The organism is Pedobacter frigidisoli, from assembly GCF_032678525.1.
Lineage (GTDB): Bacteria > Bacteroidota > Bacteroidia > Sphingobacteriales > Sphingobacteriaceae > Pedobacter > Pedobacter frigidisoli_A.
This window is the reverse complement of the sequence record NZ_JAVTSE010000001.1, coordinates 796,014-814,179: the sequence shown is the minus strand read 5'-3', so window position 1 is coordinate 814,179 and position 18,166 is coordinate 796,014. Positions and strand designations below refer to the sequence as shown.

Below are 18,166 nucleotides of genomic sequence, written 5' to 3'. Positions count from 1 at the left end.
TTTATCCGATAGAACAATAATTAATTAAACCCTAATTCCTTTCATTATAAACCCCAAACTCTGCTATTGCCGGTGCTTCTTTGAAATCAGACAGCTTTACCCTGATTTTCTCGCACCAGATCCTTTCAAATCTAAAAATACTTACCTTTTTCTCCCCGGCTGCCTGCGCTTTAAGTGGCAACCATTTTCCATTGGCGAAATATTCAAGACCGTATTTAGCGCCCGACGCGTTGCCCGCAGTGATGACAACCATATTGCAAGGCAGGGCTTTTTCAAACTTCACTTCATACCAGGGGGCTTTTACCTCCGGATTCGAAGACCAACTGGACCTGAAACTATCATCATTGGCAAAATCCATTAAGTTCATGTCATCGCTCCAGCTGCTATTGCTCACAACATGCTTTGCAATATTGCTTGAGATGATAGGCGCCGAAAATGGTGGCAACTTTGACGGATGAGCAGACCGCTTATAAAGCTTTCCCATTTCTTTAAGTGCGGCAAGTGCATTATCATCAATTAAACCATTTTTATTTGGCGCAACATTTAAGATGAAATTACAATAAACACCATTATATGGGATAATGAACTTGTTCACCAGCTCATTTACATTTTTAACCGGAGTAGTCGGAAACGATGTTTTCCAGAACCAGTTTTGCTGTAAGGGCAAACAAGCCAATGCGGGCAGTTTGTTGCTCTCTTTAGAGATAAACTGACCTGCTCCCTGTTCATAAGATTTGATATCAGTATAAAAGAGTGCCTCAGTCGGATATTTTGCTGCGTTCAAATCCATTACCAGGCAATTTGGTTGCAAAGATTTAATGAGGTAATAAATATCTTCAAATGGAACATCATCATACGAAATTCTTGACCATGGTGCATCCCACCCATCGATAATTAAAGCGGTAATTTCACCATAGTTGGTCAGTAATTCTGTAATCTGATCTTTAATCAGCTTGATATGTGCAGGAGTAATCTGGTTTGGGCGGATGCCATTGTGCGTATCCAGAATGGAGTAATATAACATCACTTTCAATCCGTTTTTACGAAACGCATCAGCATATTCTTTCACTACATCGCGTTTCAGCGGTGTATTCATTACATTATAGCTGGTGGTTTTGGTATTCCAGATGGGAAAGCCGCTATGGTGTTTGGTAGTTAGACAACCGTAAGTCATATTGGCCGACTTTGCTGCTTTTGCCCACTGATCCGCATCCAGCTTTGGCGATTCAAACAAGGATAGCGCTGCTTCGGGATTAGACCAGTCCTGATCCATAAACGTTGGCATTCCGTAGTGGATAAACATCCCAAAACCAAGATTCACAAAATCCTGCTGCAAATCTGTTAAGTTTTTTTTACCTGCTGTTTGTTGTGCAGAAACCTGTTCAATGAAGATCAAGCCTGTAAGAACAAGGAGCGTTAGTGCTAATTTTCTAATTTTCATATTGATTTAGTTGGTGTGGTGTAAAGGCTTAATTTAATTTTTATGATACTCAAAAATACTGCACCCCGTTCAATCATTTATCTAACGGAAACCTAACAAAAGCCTAACAGAAGCTTAACAGGATGAGATTTTGGAATAATAGCGCTATTTTTAGGGGTAAATATGAAAGATCGCCTATATAAATCCGTCGTATTGATAAGCTTTCTCATATTGCTTTTTGTTCAGCTGAGATTAACTTATAATACCTATGTACTTCGCGACAGGGATTACCAGATTAAAGACAAAACCTTAATAAACGATGAATATGGCCGCAGCATTCCTGATGATAAGCTTTATCAGGGCGGCGGAAAGATCATAGACAGCATCTTATCCCGAAATATGGCTGGGCTAAAAGCAGCGTATGATGGCAATGGTAAAAACTTTAAAGCGCTGGCGGCAAAGGTAGCCGATACCTTACTCCTTCACCTGAAGGCGAAAAGTTCAATGGATAGTATTTTCAAATCTATTGTCAAAAGGAATGGCTTGGATGCACACCTGCAGTATCTGCTCACCTTCGAATCCTTTGAGATTAACTTCAATAAAAACAAGGGAAACGTCTTCCTTTTTAACCACAAAAGCAATAATGAAACGCTGCTTCCGTCAGCTCATCCCTTTGGTGTAATTATCGATGGAAACCTCAGCTTCCCGAATTTGCAAAACCGGGTAACCAACCTTTCGGTTAGCGGAACATTAATGTACGATTACCGCATTACATTCAATTTGTTTGTTGATGCCCCAGGCAGACCATTAAGAGTTGCGATGCAAATGTTGCCCACTTTCCTCCTGGTAGCCTTGTGCATTGCAATCATAGTAGCCATCAATTATTACACCTACATTAACTGGATGCGGCAAAAGAAAGAAACCGAGGTGAAATCTGACTTCCTTAACAGCATTAAACATGAATTCAATACGCCGGTTACCACCATATTAGTGGCCAGTAAAAGTCTGCATGAAGACGAAGTGTTAAATGACCGCAACCGTGTAAAAGCATTGGTAAATATTGTAGAGCGCCAGGCCCTGCGTTTGCATTCACACATTAATCAGATGCTGGAGATCTCAGAAATTAGCAATAAAATTAATCTGGAGGAAACTGACCTGAACTATACTGTTCTTGCCATTATAAATGATTTTAAAATTAAGGTTCCTGAACCACATTCCATTACTTTTGATCCGCATCACAGCGAAATTTTATTAATGATTGATCCTTTTATGTTTACCACCATGCTGCAAAACATGCTCGACAATTCATTTAAACACAATCAAAATGCGGTTAAAAACACATTTATCTTCCTCAGCGAAGATAGTGATGATTTCGTTTTGCACATTAAAGATAACGGGAGAGGGATTGCAGCGGCCAACATATCTAAACTTTTTGATAAATTTTTTCGGGAAGAAAGGGATAAAACCGTACCTGGATTGGGTTTGGGCTTGTACTACGTTAAGCAATCTGTAGATTTACATGGCTGGCGTATCGACGTAAAGTCGGATATTGGTACCGGAACCGAGTTTATGGTCTACATCCCCAAGGGTTCTGTTATCATTAATTCAAACTGAAATCAACATGAAATACGATATCGTCATCATCGAAGATGAAGTAGATTTGGGCAATGTAGTTTCAGAATACCTGAAGTTGAGGGGATTCACTGTGCGCTGGTTTCAATCAGCAGCCGATACACTGGACTACTACCGACTGCATCAACTTGATAATAAGCTGGTGATCATTGATATCCAACTCCCTGACATGAATGGTTTTGACCTAAGTACCGAAATTGTAAAGCTAAATCCAAACCAGGCTTTTTTCTTTTTAACTGCGCATAATGAAAAGCATGACCGGATGCGGGGACTAAAAATTGGCGCCATTGATTATATCTCTAAACCATTTGAAATTGAGGAACTGGTGCTCCGCATCGGGAACATTATAAATAAATTCCCTAACACACCTATGGCTTCAAAAGCTATGGAGAGCGTTGTTACAATCGGCGACATCAGCTATCAGAAAGATCAGCTGTTTGTGCTTTTACCCGATGGCAAAGAAAGATCGTTAACTGTGCGAGAAGCTGAGGTGCTCGATCATCTGTCTGCCAACATCAACCAGGTAGTGAAGAAAAAAGACCTGTTGATTGCATTATGGGGCAACGACGATTATTTTAATGGCAAAAGCCTGGAAGTGTTCATCTCCAGGTTAAGGCGACTTTTCAAAGCTTCCGGTCAGGTAAGCATCGAAAATGTTTATGGTCTGGGCTATATCCTGAAGGTGAAGTGAGTCTTAAATACGAAACAGGCACCTCTTTTAGTTAGAAAGTTATTTTCCTGTACGCCAGTCAGGTGATTTATCAGCTGACTACAAAATGCTATCGTAAACCGGGTTTAAACAGTGGCTAAGGGCTATTGCGCTTCAAAAAGTGGGTTTAAAGGCATTTAAAATGGGTATTATTTGGTTTTAGCCAAATAAGAACCAAGTGAAACCCCTATTATAACCAAGTAAGAATCCTGTTAATTATCCCTCGAGGTTATTTATCAGTACCCGATCCGCCGAGACAAAATTGTCGTTTCATTAAGAAAAAATCACAATCTACATGGCAACAAAAACCTTAAATGTATTAAAAATCAGAATAGTCAGCAGGGTATAGAAATAAGGTAATGTTTTTAGAAACATTATGCTGATACTTTGGTAAGCCGCTGATCTTTTTATACTCCGGTCCAAAAGCCGCCCAGTGCTTTTCTCTATCGGCCTTATTGTTGAAAGTAGTGAGATACATGAGGTTAGGCATTTTGCTGCCAGAAATGACCTGTCCGTAAAAAACCGCATTAAAGTCCAGCTTCGAAAAGATCTCGACTTCATAATCATTAAACATCCCAATTTTATTGACTGAAAGATTTTCGGTAGCAGCTTCGTAACTTCTCAATTCATAAACCCGTTCGTTTTTAGGTGTAGTCAGTTTTGGGAGCGAATATTCCGGCATCGCAGACAAAGCTTTCAATAGAATAGATTCAATACGCGTATACGGTGCATCATTATACGAAACGTTTAAATAGGATTTTCCGCTTTCAGCATATTGTTTATCCTGGCTTATCTTCATATCGATTTTATCTAAATCGGTTAATTTTTTAAAGGGGATAAAAACATAAATAAGCTTTTCTGAAGTATCCTGAACTATCGGTTTAAAAACCCCGATATCTTTTACACCTGCCCTGTGCAAAGCCGGCAAGTAAGCAGTTTTTAAATACGCATCAATCGTATTTTCTTGTGCAGTAGTTTTTAAATGATATACTTTAATTTGATAATAAAATACCGCTTTGGCAGCAAAAATATTAGCCGATAAAGCAATTATAGCAATTGCGAAAACAAGTGTTTTAGTAAGGATGGATTTCACGGTATATTTGATTTAATTTAAAAAAAACTTACACCCCTTGCTTACAAGACCATGTTTACTCAAATTTAGTATTATCCTGGCCAAATTCATTTGTTGAAGTGATATTTTTCGTTAGTATTTGTTTGCACCTGCCCGGCAAAAGAGTTCGATTAATTAAACGAGTGTCTGAACTCCAGGGGTGAAACTTTTGTTTTCGTTTTGAAAAGTTTGCTAAATGATTGTGAATGTTCAAAGCCCAGTGCATAGGCAATTTCGGAGACGGAAAGATGGGTTGTTGATAATTTTTCTTTAGCTTTTTCTATAATCGTGTTCTGAATATACTGCTGTGTATTGAGCCCTGTCAACGAGCTCAGCATGTCGCTAAGATAGCGTTGCGATATATTTAATGCCGTACTGATATATTTCACAGAGGGCAAACCATTTTTGAGGCTGTTTTCTTCTTCAAAATAATGGTTTAAAAGCAGGTCAAGAGAAGTTACAATATCATGATTGATTGCTTTCCTCGTGATAAATTGCCTGTTGTAAAAACGATTACTGTAATTCAATAGCAATTCTATTTGAGACACCAGAACATCCTGGCTGAAACTGTCAATATTATTGCCCAATTCTGTGGCTATGGTATCAAATAAGTGAGCAATAGTTTCCTTTTCCCTAGCTGATAAGAATAAGGCTTCTGAAACATCATAAGAGAAAAAGCCATATTGACTGATTGTTTTTCCTAAGGGATAATTCCTGATAAAGTCAGGGTGAAAATAAAGAGCGATCCCTTCATAGCTTTCTGAGTGTACTGGTGGAAAAACGATTTGTTTAGGTTTTAAAAATGCCAAGCCACCCTCTTCGAAATCATAGTGGCCTTGTCCGTATTTTATTTGCCCCGTAAAGGTGGGTTTAAAGGAAATTTTATAAAAATCAAGACTTACTTTTTCCCCTTTTGGAAACATTTCAATCGAAACATTATTGTAATCAATTAAAGCAACCAATGGGTGCAATGGTGCTGGAAGTCCTAAAGCACGCACCAGTTGCGATATGCTACTGATTTGATTGATTTTAGATTGTTGCTGCATTTTCGTTTACGAAATTAATCAATTCTGTTTGGACGGACGAATAACGATGTCGCCGATTTCAACATCGTCGGGTTGGCTTAACGCATATAGTACAGCATTGGAAATTGCAACGGGATCTATGGCTATCTGGCCCATCCCATTTTGAATAACTGTTTTCATTTCTTCGTTTTTGATGTTATTCGCAAAATCGGTTTTCACAAAGCCGGGTGAAATGCCTGTAACTAAATCAGTTTTATACTTTACATCAGTTTGAACAAAGGTGGCTTCACCACCTTTGCTTTTAATCTGTTCAACAAGTTGTTGCAAATGTTCTGTTCATCTTGCCCCTAAAACCACCTTCGCACCGTATTTTGCTAATTCTATGGCTATAGCTTTGCCCATTCCACTGCTCGCACCTGTAATGGCCACTACTTTTCCTTTGATATTCTGCATTACTGTTAATTTTATTTGTCAATTTGTTTTTCTAAAACTTCAGGATAGCGGTCTCCTACGAGTGTTATTGCATCTACTGCTGTGTTAATTTTCAAGAGTTCAGCGGCTGTTAATACCACATTCACACTCTCAATATTTTCCTCTAAACGATGTAATTTAGTTGTTCCTGGTATGGGTGCTATCCACGGTTTTTGCGCTAAAAGCCAGGCCAATGCCAATTGTCCGGTTGCAACATTTTTTTGCCCGGCAATCTCAGAAAGTGCGTCCACCAAAATCAGGTTGGCCTTTATGTTTTCTTCGCTAAAACGAGGAATGACATTTCTGCGGTCAACATCTGCTAATTTTGAATCTATGGTACCGGTGAGGAAACCTTTACCCAAAGGGCTAAACGGAACGAAGCCAATTCCAAGCTCTTCTAATGTTGGGATAATTTCGTTCTCAGGTTCACGCCAAAACAAGGAGTATTCACTTTGTAATGCAGATACTGGCAGGATAGAATGTGCCTTACGAATAGTTTTGGCACTTGCTTCCGATAAACCGAAATATTTCACTTTCCCCTCTTGAATCAGGTCTTTTACCGTCCCTGCAACGTCTTCTATTGGAACATTGGGGTCAACTCTATGCTGGTAAAGCAGGTCAATGTAATCTGTCTTCAATCTTTTTAAAGATGCTTCGGTTACTGCCCTTATTGTTTCAGGTCGGCTGTCTAATCCTGTTGTTGGTCTGGCGTTTTTACAACCAAATTTTGTAGCAATCACAACGTCTTTTCTGTAAGGCTGTAACCCTTCGCCAACCAGTTCCTCATTGGTATAAGGCCCATAAGCTTCCGCGGTATCAAAAAATGTAATACCCCGTTCAACTGCATTACGCAGTAGAGTAATGGCATCTTCTTTATCAAGACCTTTGCCATCCAGAAAGTTTAAACCCATACACCCGAAGCCTAATGCGGAAACTTCCAATCCGCTATTCCCTAATTTTCTTTTTTGCATAATTTTATTCTTTAAAATTTTTATCTAAAGGCCGGCTTAGATATCATGAACAAATCTCAGAATAGTTGCCTGGTGAAATGTATCTGAATTGGTAATTGTTGTATTCAGATTTTCAAATTTGGTTGAACACTATTTTGTTTACACGGTGACTGGGTAAGCAAGGTTACAAACAAAAATGAATGCTGAATTGGCTAGGAAAGCGAACACTTAACTAAAAATATTTAGTATTGTTTGCTTTTAACAAATCTGTCAATTAAATTTAAAATATCAATTGCTGAAAGGTTAATATGAAGCACCGGGTGCTCCCAAACCCCTTATTACCTGGCAATGATATCCCAAATCATCTCTTTTTAATTAAGGTCAATAACTGATCTGCGCCTGTGTTTGTACAGATCGGAGTTGATTGTTGTTATTGAATTATTAATGGCCTAACGCTTAACGAGGATTGAATTTATAAACATCGGTAGGATTGATGATAAGAGACCTTGTGGATAAACAATTTACACTTTAAATCTTTTAATTATGAGTAAAGAAACTCCGTATGAACCTGAGCACCACATCACTGTCGGATATGCTGAAGACGATAGCTGGGAATTGAAAAGCACTGTAAAAACACTTACAGAAAACGGATTTGTTGTTGACTTTGCCGTTAACAATGGTGAGCAATTGGTTCATGCTGCGCGTAAAGCCAAACTAAGACCAGACATATACCTTACCGATTTGAATATGCCTGAAAGGGATGGCATTACAGCCGCAGCCATCATTTTGAGTGAGTGGCCAGACAGCAAGGTGATCTTAATGACCAATGAGTCTGGTTCACGTTATGTTAGCCTGGCGCGGGCCGCGGGTGTAGCGGCATATATTCCTAAATTAATTACCACAGAAGAATTTTGCAAAGTCATCAGAGATGTTTATCGTCGTGGTAAAACAAATATCGGGGAGATTAGATAATTTTCTGGCCCGTTGTTTTCGGAGATCTAATATTTTATTTATAAACTTTATCCCGCTAAATTGGTTCATAAATATACTAATTATCTAAATCAGTATTTATGAGATTTGAGAACAAAAATATACTTATTGTGGGTGCAAGTTCTGGCATCGGGCTGGACCTGGTTCATACATTGAATGCAGAGGGTGCGAATATTCTTGCAGCCTGTAGAAGCCGCTCACCCCTCTGGCCTGAATCGGTGAAATATCTGGAAATGGATGTACTGGATTCTACATCAGCTTTATCCTCATTCATGCCTGAAGAACTTTATGGACTGGTTTACTGTGTCGGAAATATCAACCTGAAGCCATTTGGCAGAATTTCGGAGAGTGATTTTATCGATGATTTCAAACTCAATGTGGTTGGTGCCGCTTCATCTATACAGCAATCGCTAAAATCGTTGAAGAATTCTTCTTCAGCATCTATTGTACTCATCAGTTCTGTTGCCGCAAGAACCGGGATGGCTTTCCATTCTAGCATTGCGGCATCGAAAGCGGCGATTGAGGGATTGGCACTTTCACTTGCTGCAGAATTAAGTAGCCTTCAAATCCGGGTTAATGTTGTGGCGCCGTCTTTGACTGATACACCGCTTGCTTCAAAACTTCTGAATACGCCTGAAAAAATGGAAGCTGCAGCAAAAAGACATCCTTTGGGGAAATATGGTGCAGCAAAAGACATCAGTGCTGCCATTGCATTTTTACTGTCTGCTGAAAGCAACTGGATAACCGGACAAATTATACCTGTAGATGGTGGCCTTGGCAACTTGAAAACAACATTTTAGCAATAATGAAATTTTATTAACCTCTATTATGCGCAAACGATATCATACATTAAGGCTAATTTTAGGCGACCAGCTCAACATGCAGCATTCTTGGTTTGCCAAACCTGCAACCGATACCCTTTATGTATTAATGGAGGTGAGAACAGAAACCGACTATGCCTGGCATCATATCCAAAAGCTTTGCGCTTTTTTTGCGGCAATGGAAGATTTTGCGGCAAAACTGAATGATGAAGGATTTGAAACGCTTTACCTCAAGCTTGACGATGCTGAAAACAGACAAAGTTTTTCAGATAACTTAAAATACCTGGTAAAGAAATTTGGCATTGAAGAATTTCATTATCAGTTGCCTGATGAGTACCGCCTAGACAATGAACTACAGCATTTTTGTAATACTTTGGGGATAGATCATCAAGCTTTCGATACAGAGCACTTCTATACCAGCCGAGCCGAGGTTGCCGCATTATTTTCTGGGAAAAAAGAATTGCTGATGGAAACCTTCTACCGGAACATGCGTAAAAAACATCATATCTTACTCGATGATGGTGATGACCCACATGGTGGTAAATGGAATTTTGATGCGGAAAACCGAAAAAAACTTCCTAAGAACCACAAACCAAATCCCCCGCTTTTGTTTGACAATGACGTTAGGCCCCAGTTGACCAGAATCACCCGGGCAAAGATTGTGACTATTGGCAAAGTTGATGCTCAATATTTAGGCTGGCCGATAAACCGGGATCAATCACTAAGGCTTTTGAAATATTTTTGCGAAAACGGCCTGCAACTTTTTGGAACTTTTCAGGATGCGATGCACACCGAAGAATGGTCGCTTTACCATTCCCGACTGTCATTTAGCATGAATACCAAACTGCTTTCACCCATAGAAGTGGTGAATACTGCAATTGAATATTGGAGGAAAAACAAAAAATCGATATCGTTCAATCAAATTGAAGGATTTATCAGGCAGATTCTTGGTTGGCGCGAATATATGAGGGGAATATACTGGATGAAGATGCCGGAATTCGAATCTATGAATTTCTTCAATCATACAAGAAAACTGCCAAAATGGTACTGGAGCGGTGAAACACATATGAACTGCCTAAAGCATGCGATCAATCAATCACTCGAATTTGGGTACGCCCACCACATTCAGCGGTTGATGATTACGGGAAATTTCGCTTTAATTGCGGGCATTCATCCCGACGAGGTAGATTTCTGGTACCTTGGCATTTATATCGATGCCATACAGTGGGTCGAAATTACCAACACAAGGGGAATGAGCCAGTTTGCAGACGGCGGAATTATAGGATCAAAACCTTACACGGCCTCAGCTAACTACATTCACAAAATGAGCAACTATTGCGAAACCTGTCAATACGACCGCAGCGATAAAAAGGGAGAAAATTCATGCCCTTTTAATAGCTTATATTGGGATTTTCATGACAGGCACAGAAGTAAGCTTGAGCATAACCCCAGGCTTGCAATGGTTTACCGGGTATGGGACAAGATGGATTTAAAAGTTAAAGAAGCTGTTTTGAAGAGAGCAGATTCTTGTCTTAAGAACATTGAACTGTTATAAAATTTCATCAAACATTGCCGGCAATAGTTTTCACATTGATGTTCCGGCTTTAATAACAATCTTAAAACTCTTTAGCCAGATTAACCTAACAAGCTATAAAATCGATCAAGTGTTGAGTGAGAAGGATATCAATTACTCCGGCAAATTGCTACTTCAAAGGAAATGATTGACCAATTGTGGTTCGTTGTTTTGATAAGATTCAATTTCCGTTTTTAGTTTATACAGATCGCGGTTAAACAGTTTTTTTAGGGTTTGGTTCAACATGGTTTAATCCTTTAAGGGAGTATTGTTGTTTAATATTACTTAAATTTTCAATTGTCTGTAAAACAGTTTTTTTCACATAAAAAAACCCTTCAGTATACTGAAGGGTTTGTGGGCCCACCTGGGCTCGAACCAGGGACCAAAAGATTATGAGTCTTCTACTCTAACCGACTGAGCTATAGGCCCGGAAAAAACTTGCGTTTTTTGCGAGTGCAATGTTACAAATTTGAATTCAATTTTCGAAAATGTTTTTTGCTAATTTTAATAAAAAATATTATTCTACCTCATTTTCAACGCACTACACCCCAGGTTTTATTCGGCTTGGCACCCATCTCCAATTCCAGTTTGCCCCCATTCATCAGTTGCTCATGCGTAAACCAGGGCGTATTCAATACCTTTCCATCAAACTTAGCACTTTGAATATATTTATTGACTACCGAACAGTGGTGTGCAACCAGCTCAAACTTTTTACCATTGGGCAAATCAATCGTTACCTGCTCAAAAACCGGACTACCGATGGTATATTGTGGAATTCCGGGGGTTACCGGATAGAAGCCCATAGAAGAGAACACCACAAAGGCGGTCATCCCTCCCCCATCTTCATCGCCCGGTATGCCGAAAATGTTGTCTTTAAACCAGGTATCCAATAAAAAACGGATGCGTTTCTGGGTTTTCCACGGAGAAGCAGTGAAATTATAAAGATAAGGAATGTGGAAACTGGGTTCATTACCCATCGAATATTGCCCTACCAAACCTGTGGCATCAGGAAGTTTAGCCCAGAAAGCGTATTTTGCCCTGCCCAATGGCTCGCGGAAAAGCTGATCGAGTTTATTTTCAAATTGCTGACTGCCGCCAAACAGTCCCTGCAGGCCTTTAATATCATGCTGCACCTGCCATAGATAAGTCCAGCCATTATTTTCATCATAGTAATCGCGGGCACCCATGCCGCCACCAAACACCGGATCGATACTGATCCACTTACCATACTGATCTTTAGGCATGAACATCTGTCTGCTGGCATCCCAGAGGTTTCTGTAATTCTGGCCGCGTTTATGGAAACGCTGGTAATCATCCCGTTTGCCTAAATTACGGGCAAATTCCCCCAGTGCCCAGTCGTCGAAACTGTTGCCAAGCGTAACCGCTACAGCCTGGCGCTTCTCCCACGAGTGTACAGCCGTATCGGTTTCCTTTTCATCAGGCTTCAATGCAGGTATGTAACCATTTTTATAGTAAAATTGCTCCAAGGCCCCACCCCTACCATTTTTCCACGGCATCATGGTCGCCTCATCGGCATTCTTCTTCATGCCTTCGTAAGCTTTCTGTACATCGTAGTTCTTCAAACCTTTGTTGTAGGCATCTAAAAATACGATCGTAGAATGGAAGCCATTCATGCAGGGATTATCACCGAACAACACCGGAAAGGTAGGTACCCAGCCACTTTGATCGTACATGGAAACATAGGAGTTCAGCATATCTTCTTCCTGCGTCGGGTTGAGGATCGTTCTGAGGGGGTGGTGGGCCAGATAAGTATCCCAGGTCCAGTCATCCACATAAAAAGGCCTTGTGGTTTGATGAATCTGGTTATCATACCCGCTGTAATACTTTCCGTCTTCAGTAATATCTACCATCCTTTCGTAGGTACGGTATAATGCCGTATAGAAGGAACGTTTCTGAGCCTTAGTCCCGCCAATGGTTTTGATCTGATTAATTACCTTAGACCAGGCTTCTTCGCCATGCTTCACCAGCGTTTCGAAAGTTTGGTTTCTGAATTCCCGGTCGAAATTTTTACGGGCCTGATCGGCACTAATATACGATATTGCATACCTGAACTGAATCTTTGTAGCCGATTTAGACGGGAAGCTTATATAAGCTTTAACATTTTTAGTACGATCACTCTTCACAACAGTATCCGCATTGAGCTGATCATTTTTAATTACCCCAACACTTCCTCCCTCACTGAATACCCCGTAGAGGTATACTTTAACCTTGTCGTGGTAAGTTTCCAAACCAGTAATTTCGTTTTTTGAAATAAAGCGATACTCACTTTCGCCATTGTTATACATACCCAGCAAAATAGATTTGGGTGCATCTGCCGGAAATTCAAACCGGTAAAAGCCAGTTTTCTGATTGGGTACAAACTCGACCTTTATGTCCTGATCAATGAGAAATGTAGAGTAGTACCAGGGACGCAGCACTTCCAGTTCATGATCATACGTTGCACGTTTGCTCCACGAATTGATATCAGGCTTTTCAGCAATGGGCATCATGGAAAACACTTCGCCCAATCGATGCGATACAACATTGAGCGGAAAACCGGAGAGCTGATCATCCATATAATCATTCCGCATCGGGAACATCCTGATCATTTGATTAGGCAATTGAACAGTTGGCCTTGTGGGCTCGAGTAGCTGCCCCACATTACCAATTCTGGGATCAACATACTTAAGATTGCCCGTACCAGAATAATCCTGAGCGATGGAGTAGAAAGCGGTAACGGAAAAGAGCAGGGCCAGACTGAATATGTTTTTGATCATGTGGGCTGTTGTAGGATTAATCGATTTAGTAATATGAATTAAAGCCTTAAAAGTAAAATTTTGAGCTGGATATTTGCATAACATTTTGGTTAAGTTGAATGAAAACTGACGGGATAATGTGGATAAAACAAATTAATATGGGCACATTAACAGGGCTCAAATGGTTATTTTTGCATTAATATGAATAGCCCTGATTCGGAACACCAATTACTTTTTGATTTCTTAGCCAATACCAATCAACCCATTTTTCTGACCGGGAAAGCGGGTACTGGAAAAACAACTCTGCTTCGCAAAATAAGGGAAACCACTATAAAGAACTTTGCTGTAGTTGCGCCTACTGCTGTAGCGGCAATAAATGCCGGCGGCGTTACGCTTCATTCATTTTTTCAGATTCCTTTCGGTCCGCTGGTGCCCAATGCCGATGAGCAGGATGGCAACCAAATGAGGTATTCCGATGAAAAGCAACGCCTGCTCAGGTGCCTGGAGCTACTCGTTATTGATGAGATCAGTATGGTGCGGGTTGACATCATCGACTTTATCGATCGTACACTTAGACGGGTCAAAGGCTCGAACAGGGCATTTGGTGGTGTACAGGTATTGATGATCGGCGACTTATATCAGTTGTCGCCAATATTTCATGACGCATGGCACATTCTGGGCGCGCATTATAACAGTCCGTACTTTTTCGACAGCCTGATTTTTCGATCCATGCCTGTGGTAACTTTTACCCTTGAAAAAGTTTACCGTCAGTCGGACCCGGTTTTCCTGAACATTTTAAACGGCATGCGCGAAAACAACCTGAGCGCCGATTTGCTGAATGCCTTGAACCAGCGCTACGATCCATCACTGGACCAGGAATGGAAAGACGATTACATCACACTAACCACACATAATCAACTGGTTTCGGAGATTAATCAGAATTGCCTGGAGAAACTGGAAGGTGAAACTTTTGAGTTCGATGCACAGATAAGCGGAGATTTCCCTAAAGACGCATACCCTACCGATGAAAAACTGAAACTTAAAAAAGGGGCGCAGGTAATCTTCATTAAAAATGATTCATCGGGCAAAAAACAATATTACAATGGCAAGGCCGCGAGGATTACCGGCATCAGTGCCGACACTATTAAAGTAGCTTTTATTGCAGATGGTCATGAAATTGAAGTGGAACGTGAAATCTGGCAAAATGTAAAATACAGCCTGAGTAGTCAGGAAAACAAAATAGACGAAACCAGTACAGGTTCGTTTTCACAATACCCCTTTAAACTGGCCTGGGCCATTACCGTGCACAAGAGTCAGGGACTAACCTTTGATAAGGCCATTGTAGATGTAAGCGGAGCCTTTACCCATGGGCAGGCTTATGTGGCGCTAAGCCGCTGCCGAAGTCTGGAAGGACTGATTTTAAAATCGCCGGTAAAGAATGAAAACATCCTGACCGATGAAAAAGTAACCCGCTTTACCTCGGCCTCTCATCAACAGAAACCAGATCGTGTTTTACTGGAAAAATATAGTCAGGAATATGCCTGGGGCCTTATTCAGGAGTTACTCGATTTTTCATTGCTTGCAAAAGACTGGGCGAAGCTGGGCCGTTCCAAACTGATCGATAAAGATGAAAAACAGGCTTTTGTAACCTTGTTTGATGAAGCAAATCCGATTCTGGAGAATGAGGTGGTTAAAATTTCCCATAAATTCCTTGCTCAGGAGTTTGCCAAGGTATCAACAGCGAGCAACCCGGCAGATGAAAATGCTTTTATGGAACGTTTGCAAAAGGCTTCAGCTTATTTTGTCCCAAAACTGGAACATGCCATAACGCTGCTCAATAAGATAGTTGCAATTAAATTTTACAGCGACACCCATTCAGAAAAATTGCTGAATAAACTTAACGACTGCCTGGATGTGTTGAATGTTAAACTGGCGCTCTTCAAGATTTCATGGATACCTTTTTCCGTTAATGATTACATCAGCACTTTCCACGCGACAAGTAATAAAAAACCTGCCGAAAGCAGTGTACCCAAACCTGTATTTAAACCAAAAGAAATTTCCAATCCGCAGGTGTATAAAAACCTGACAGAATGGAGAAAAACTGTAGCGGTGCAACGCGGCGTTCAGGATTATGCAGTACTATCTGACCTCGCCTTGCTGGCCATTGCCGAGCGCCTGCCCAGAACCGCCGATCAGCTTGCCGCGATTAAAAGCGTGGGCTTTGGCAATGCTAAAGAATTAGGACAAGCCATCACCAAAATTGTAAATGCACACCTGGGTACCAGCGAGTTATTTTAAGGCTGTTTAGGGGTGAAGCGCTTCCATAATGAAGAACACATTTAAAACAATATAAACCGCCAGTAATACGAAGGCAAAGACGCGATCGAAGCGGGCTGCCTTTTCGGCCTTTTCACGCTTGATCATTTTTAGTGAATAGGCAGTAGAAATGATAATGATCAGTATGAAACTGAGAGTAAGGCCATGAAGTGTATCTACCAGTGTAAAAGTGGTGGATTCGGGTAGAGAACCATCAATGATGTATTTGTTTCCGATTACGGCGAACAGCGCACCAACGCTTAATCCGAAACGTGAATCAATGCTGTCGGCATGGATATAAAAGCACATGTAGGCGATAAGGAAAGCAACGTACATGCCCAGAAACATTTTCCAGAATAAGCCTATGGCATCTCTGCTGATGCCTATTTTGACTTTATAGCTGCTGTATTGTGTTTGCGGGATTTTAATAGCTGGATCTCCAAAGGCCGTTTCGTAAATCTTGATGCCTGACGTGGTTTTTAAACTGTCAATATTCCATCCCCTTAAAGTAAAACGAGGATCAAATTGCTTACCTAATGTATCGGGAACAAAAATAAGCGATTTGGAATCAAATTGTGAGTTTTCAAGAGAAAGCCGCAGCATCTGGTGATCAAAAGGAAAATTATCAATTGCCCATGAATCTTTCATAACACACTGCAATTTCATGAGCAGATAAACCTCATTACCTGAGGTATCAATGGTGGAGAAAGATTTATCGACCGTTTTAGCCTGGGGAATCTCCAGATTCTCAATAAAATTGAAATCTTTATTTTTATATTTAAGCCACAGCCAGAAATTAACGGTATATTCTTTATCCTTAAAATTGATATCATGAATACTGGTGACATAGATTCCGGTTTTAACCGTATCAGCGTGATTTTGTGCGGCTGAGTGATCTGCTGACAACAGCATCTGGATCAACACGATAACGGGCAGGAATAAATATTTTCTCAATTCGGAACAGGCTGGCTTTTTGTATAAAGATAACAACTTAACGTTTTAATAAATAATAAGTTTTAGAAAATTAATTTTGCTTTAAACGCTTTTTTTAATACTTTCGCAACCCCCATTTTTAAGCGGTAACCTCCCAACACATGAGTAATTTTTTATACGGAATCGACTTTGGTACAACCAACTCAGCACTTTCAATTTATGATGAAGAAAAGAAGGAAATTGTAGATACCATATCGATCCCTTCGCTGATTTATTTTACCGAAAGCAAAAGTTTTGTGGATGGGGAAAGTCACATTGTGGGAGAAAAAGCCATTGAAGCGTATTTAAACGACAAGATGAAGGGCCGTTTCATCAAATCAATTAAGCAAATTCTATCCCGCAGCACTTTTACCGAAACACGGATTCATAACAAACGCTACACTGCAGCCGATCTGGTTACGTTGATTTTGACAGACTTGAAGCGCAAAGCCGACGAGATTACGGGTGTCGACTGTACAAAAGCGGTAATTGGGCGCCCGGTTTTTTTTGACGACGACAATACACAAAAAGATACTTTAGCACAAAGCCGGCTAAAGAAAGCTGCAGAAAATACCGGCTTTACCGATGTACGTTTTCAATTTGAGCCTATCGGTGCAGCTTTTGCCTATGAGCAAACCATTACTAAAAAAGAGCGCGTACTGGTAGCAGATTTAGGTGGGGGAACAACAGATTTCACTTATTTGATTCTTGACCCGGCGAAGGTTGGTAGCAAAGACCGTAAAAATGATATGATTGCTTCGGGAGGTATTTACATTGGCGGAGACAGTCTGGACTCGGCTTTTATGTGGGAAAAGGGAACGCCATATTTCGGAAAAAACACGACCTATGAAGCTACAAAAGGTAAAGTATTAACCGTTCCGAAATCATTGTTTGCCAATATTTGTACCTGGGATAAAATGAACTTTTTTAATGGCTTGAAAATTCAGAGGGAAATTGACGATTATTATTACTACTCGGGTAACGATCCAAAGTTCAAAAACTTAATCACACTAATCGAAAATAATCTGGGCTATTCGCTCTTCCGGTCTATTGAAAAAACGAAAATAGAACTATCGGATCAACCTGTATCGAACTTCAACTATGCCAACATGGGCATAGAAATTGATGAGGATATCAGTTTGGCGCAGTACAACAGCATTATTGAAAAGGATATTAATAAGATTGAAAACTACCTTGACCATTTCATGGAAACCTACAAGGTTAAGCCGGATGATATTGATTGTTTGTTTTTAACCGGAGGAACCTCAATGGTAGCTGCCATTCAGGAACTGTTCAAATCAAAATTTCCGCATATTCCATTAAACTCGGGTGACAACTTTAAGAGTGTGGCTAAAGGACTGGCCTACAGCGGATATCTGTTTGAGGACTAAACTAACCCCCTTTTTGGCTAGTTTATACT

Annotated in this window: 15 protein-coding genes and 1 tRNA gene; 7 read left to right on the top strand and 9 right to left on the bottom strand. The window is 40.4% G+C overall.

Going from position 1 to position 18,166, the window contains the following annotated elements; translation table 11 throughout:
* Positions 1–31: 31 nt before the first annotated feature.
* Positions 32–1,441, bottom strand: coding sequence for an alpha-L-fucosidase (locus R2Q80_RS03430; RefSeq protein ID WP_316798241.1), 1,410 nt, complete (start codon positions 1,439–1,441; stop codon positions 32–34).
* Positions 1,442–1,603: 162 nt separating this feature from the next.
* Between R2Q80_RS03430 and R2Q80_RS03425 the strand changes: the two genes are divergently transcribed.
* Together R2Q80_RS03425 and R2Q80_RS03420 are read left to right on the top strand one after the other, a co-directional pair.
* On the top strand, positions 1,604–3,034 hold the full coding sequence (locus tag R2Q80_RS03425; RefSeq protein WP_316798240.1) for a HAMP domain-containing sensor histidine kinase: 1,431 nt from the start codon (positions 1,604–1,606) through the stop codon (positions 3,032–3,034).
* A gap of 7 nt (positions 3,035–3,041) precedes the next feature.
* Complete coding sequence (locus R2Q80_RS03420; RefSeq protein WP_316798239.1) at positions 3,042–3,743, top strand: response regulator transcription factor; 702 nt, start codon at positions 3,042–3,044, stop codon at positions 3,741–3,743.
* Between the two features lie 337 nt (positions 3,744–4,080).
* Here the strand turns inward: R2Q80_RS03420 and R2Q80_RS03415 are convergent, their stop codons facing one another.
* The 5 genes from R2Q80_RS03415 to R2Q80_RS03395 all read right to left on the bottom strand — a co-directional run bounded on the left by R2Q80_RS03415 (position 4,081) and on the right by R2Q80_RS03395 (position 7,339).
* The gene (locus R2Q80_RS03415) at positions 4,081–4,854 is read right to left on the bottom strand and encodes an NIPSNAP family protein (protein WP_316798238.1); all 774 of its coding nucleotides are present in this window, start codon (positions 4,852–4,854) and stop codon (positions 4,081–4,083) included.
* Between the two features lie 149 nt (positions 4,855–5,003).
* Positions 5,004–5,918 (bottom strand): helix-turn-helix transcriptional regulator, encoded by a 915-nt coding sequence (locus R2Q80_RS03410; RefSeq protein ID WP_316798237.1) that lies wholly within the window; start codon positions 5,916–5,918, stop codon positions 5,004–5,006.
* Between the two features lie 18 nt (positions 5,919–5,936).
* On the bottom strand, positions 5,937–6,224 hold the full coding sequence (locus R2Q80_RS03405; protein WP_316798236.1) for a hypothetical protein: 288 nt from the start codon (positions 6,222–6,224) through the stop codon (positions 5,937–5,939).
* A gap of 9 nt (positions 6,225–6,233) precedes the next feature.
* On the bottom strand, positions 6,234–6,350 hold the full coding sequence (locus R2Q80_RS03400) for an SDR family NAD(P)-dependent oxidoreductase (RefSeq protein WP_316798235.1): 117 nt from the start codon (positions 6,348–6,350) through the stop codon (positions 6,234–6,236).
* Positions 6,351–6,361: 11 nt separating this feature from the next.
* Positions 6,362–7,339 (bottom strand): aldo/keto reductase, encoded by a 978-nt coding sequence (locus tag R2Q80_RS03395; RefSeq protein ID WP_316798234.1) that lies wholly within the window; start codon positions 7,337–7,339, stop codon positions 6,362–6,364.
* 522 nt (positions 7,340–7,861) lie between these two features.
* Between R2Q80_RS03395 and R2Q80_RS03390 the strand changes: the two genes are divergently transcribed.
* The 3 genes from R2Q80_RS03390 (at position 7,862) to R2Q80_RS03380 (ending at position 10,684) form a co-directional block, all read left to right on the top strand.
* The gene (locus tag R2Q80_RS03390; protein WP_316798233.1) at positions 7,862–8,290 is read left to right on the top strand and encodes a response regulator transcription factor; all 429 of its coding nucleotides are present in this window, start codon (positions 7,862–7,864) and stop codon (positions 8,288–8,290) included.
* Between the two features lie 98 nt (positions 8,291–8,388).
* On the top strand, positions 8,389–9,108 hold the full coding sequence (locus tag R2Q80_RS03385) for an SDR family NAD(P)-dependent oxidoreductase (protein ID WP_316798232.1): 720 nt from the start codon (positions 8,389–8,391) through the stop codon (positions 9,106–9,108).
* 28 nt (positions 9,109–9,136) lie between these two features.
* Complete coding sequence (locus tag R2Q80_RS03380; RefSeq protein WP_316798231.1) at positions 9,137–10,684, top strand: cryptochrome/photolyase family protein; 1,548 nt, start codon at positions 9,137–9,139, stop codon at positions 10,682–10,684.
* Positions 10,685–11,057: 373 nt separating this feature from the next.
* On the opposite strand, the gene R2Q80_RS03375 is transcribed toward R2Q80_RS03380, so the two are convergent.
* Positions 11,058–11,131 (bottom strand) — tRNA-Ile (locus R2Q80_RS03375).
* Positions 11,132–11,235: 104 nt separating this feature from the next.
* Positions 11,236–13,479: a GH92 family glycosyl hydrolase gene (locus R2Q80_RS03370; RefSeq protein ID WP_316798230.1), complete on the bottom strand. Its 2,244-nt coding sequence runs from the start codon at positions 13,477–13,479 to the stop codon at positions 11,236–11,238.
* Positions 13,480–13,659: 180 nt separating this feature from the next.
* Here R2Q80_RS03370 and R2Q80_RS03365 point away from each other — a divergent pair, with 180 nt between their 5' ends.
* Positions 13,660–15,756, top strand: coding sequence for an HRDC domain-containing protein (locus tag R2Q80_RS03365; protein WP_316798229.1), 2,097 nt, complete (start codon positions 13,660–13,662; stop codon positions 15,754–15,756).
* A gap of 6 nt (positions 15,757–15,762) precedes the next feature.
* Here the strand turns inward: R2Q80_RS03365 and R2Q80_RS03360 are convergent, their stop codons facing one another.
* A complete protein-coding gene (locus R2Q80_RS03360) occupies positions 15,763–16,728 on the bottom strand; it encodes a hypothetical protein (protein WP_316798228.1) in 966 nt (321 codons plus the stop codon).
* 140 nt (positions 16,729–16,868) lie between these two features.
* On the opposite strand from R2Q80_RS03360, the gene R2Q80_RS03355 reads away from it, so the two are divergent.
* Complete coding sequence (locus R2Q80_RS03355; protein WP_316798227.1) at positions 16,869–18,137, top strand: Hsp70 family protein; 1,269 nt, start codon at positions 16,869–16,871, stop codon at positions 18,135–18,137.
* The last annotated feature ends 29 nt before the right edge of the window (positions 18,138–18,166 follow it).

Excerpts from the sequence above, each read along its gene's own strand:
- R2Q80_RS03430 (WP_316798241.1), bottom strand. The coding sequence starts at position 1,441 with ATGAAAATTAGAAAATTAGCACTAACGCTCCTTGTTCTTACAGGCTTG.
- R2Q80_RS03425 (WP_316798240.1), top strand. The coding sequence starts at position 1,604 with ATGAAAGATCGCCTATATAAATCCGTCGTATTGATAAGCTTTCTCATA.
- R2Q80_RS03420 (WP_316798239.1), top strand. The coding sequence starts at position 3,042 with ATGAAATACGATATCGTCATCATCGAAGATGAAGTAGATTTGGGCAAT.
- R2Q80_RS03410 (WP_316798237.1), bottom strand. The coding sequence starts at position 5,918 with ATGCAGCAACAATCTAAAATCAATCAAATCAGTAGCATATCGCAACTG.
- R2Q80_RS03400 (WP_316798235.1), bottom strand. The coding sequence starts at position 6,350 with ATGCAGAATATCAAAGGAAAAGTAGTGGCCATTACAGGTGCGAGCAGT.
- R2Q80_RS03395 (WP_316798234.1), bottom strand. The coding sequence starts at position 7,339 with ATGCAAAAAAGAAAATTAGGGAATAGCGGATTGGAAGTTTCCGCATTA.
- R2Q80_RS03390 (WP_316798233.1), top strand. The coding sequence starts at position 7,862 with ATGAGTAAAGAAACTCCGTATGAACCTGAGCACCACATCACTGTCGGA.
- R2Q80_RS03385 (WP_316798232.1), top strand. The coding sequence starts at position 8,389 with ATGAGATTTGAGAACAAAAATATACTTATTGTGGGTGCAAGTTCTGGC.
- R2Q80_RS03380 (WP_316798231.1), top strand. The coding sequence starts at position 9,137 with ATGCGCAAACGATATCATACATTAAGGCTAATTTTAGGCGACCAGCTC.
- R2Q80_RS03370 (WP_316798230.1), bottom strand. The coding sequence starts at position 13,479 with ATGATCAAAAACATATTCAGTCTGGCCCTGCTCTTTTCCGTTACCGCT.
- R2Q80_RS03365 (WP_316798229.1), top strand. The coding sequence starts at position 13,660 with ATGAATAGCCCTGATTCGGAACACCAATTACTTTTTGATTTCTTAGCC.
- R2Q80_RS03355 (WP_316798227.1), top strand. The coding sequence starts at position 16,869 with ATGAGTAATTTTTTATACGGAATCGACTTTGGTACAACCAACTCAGCA.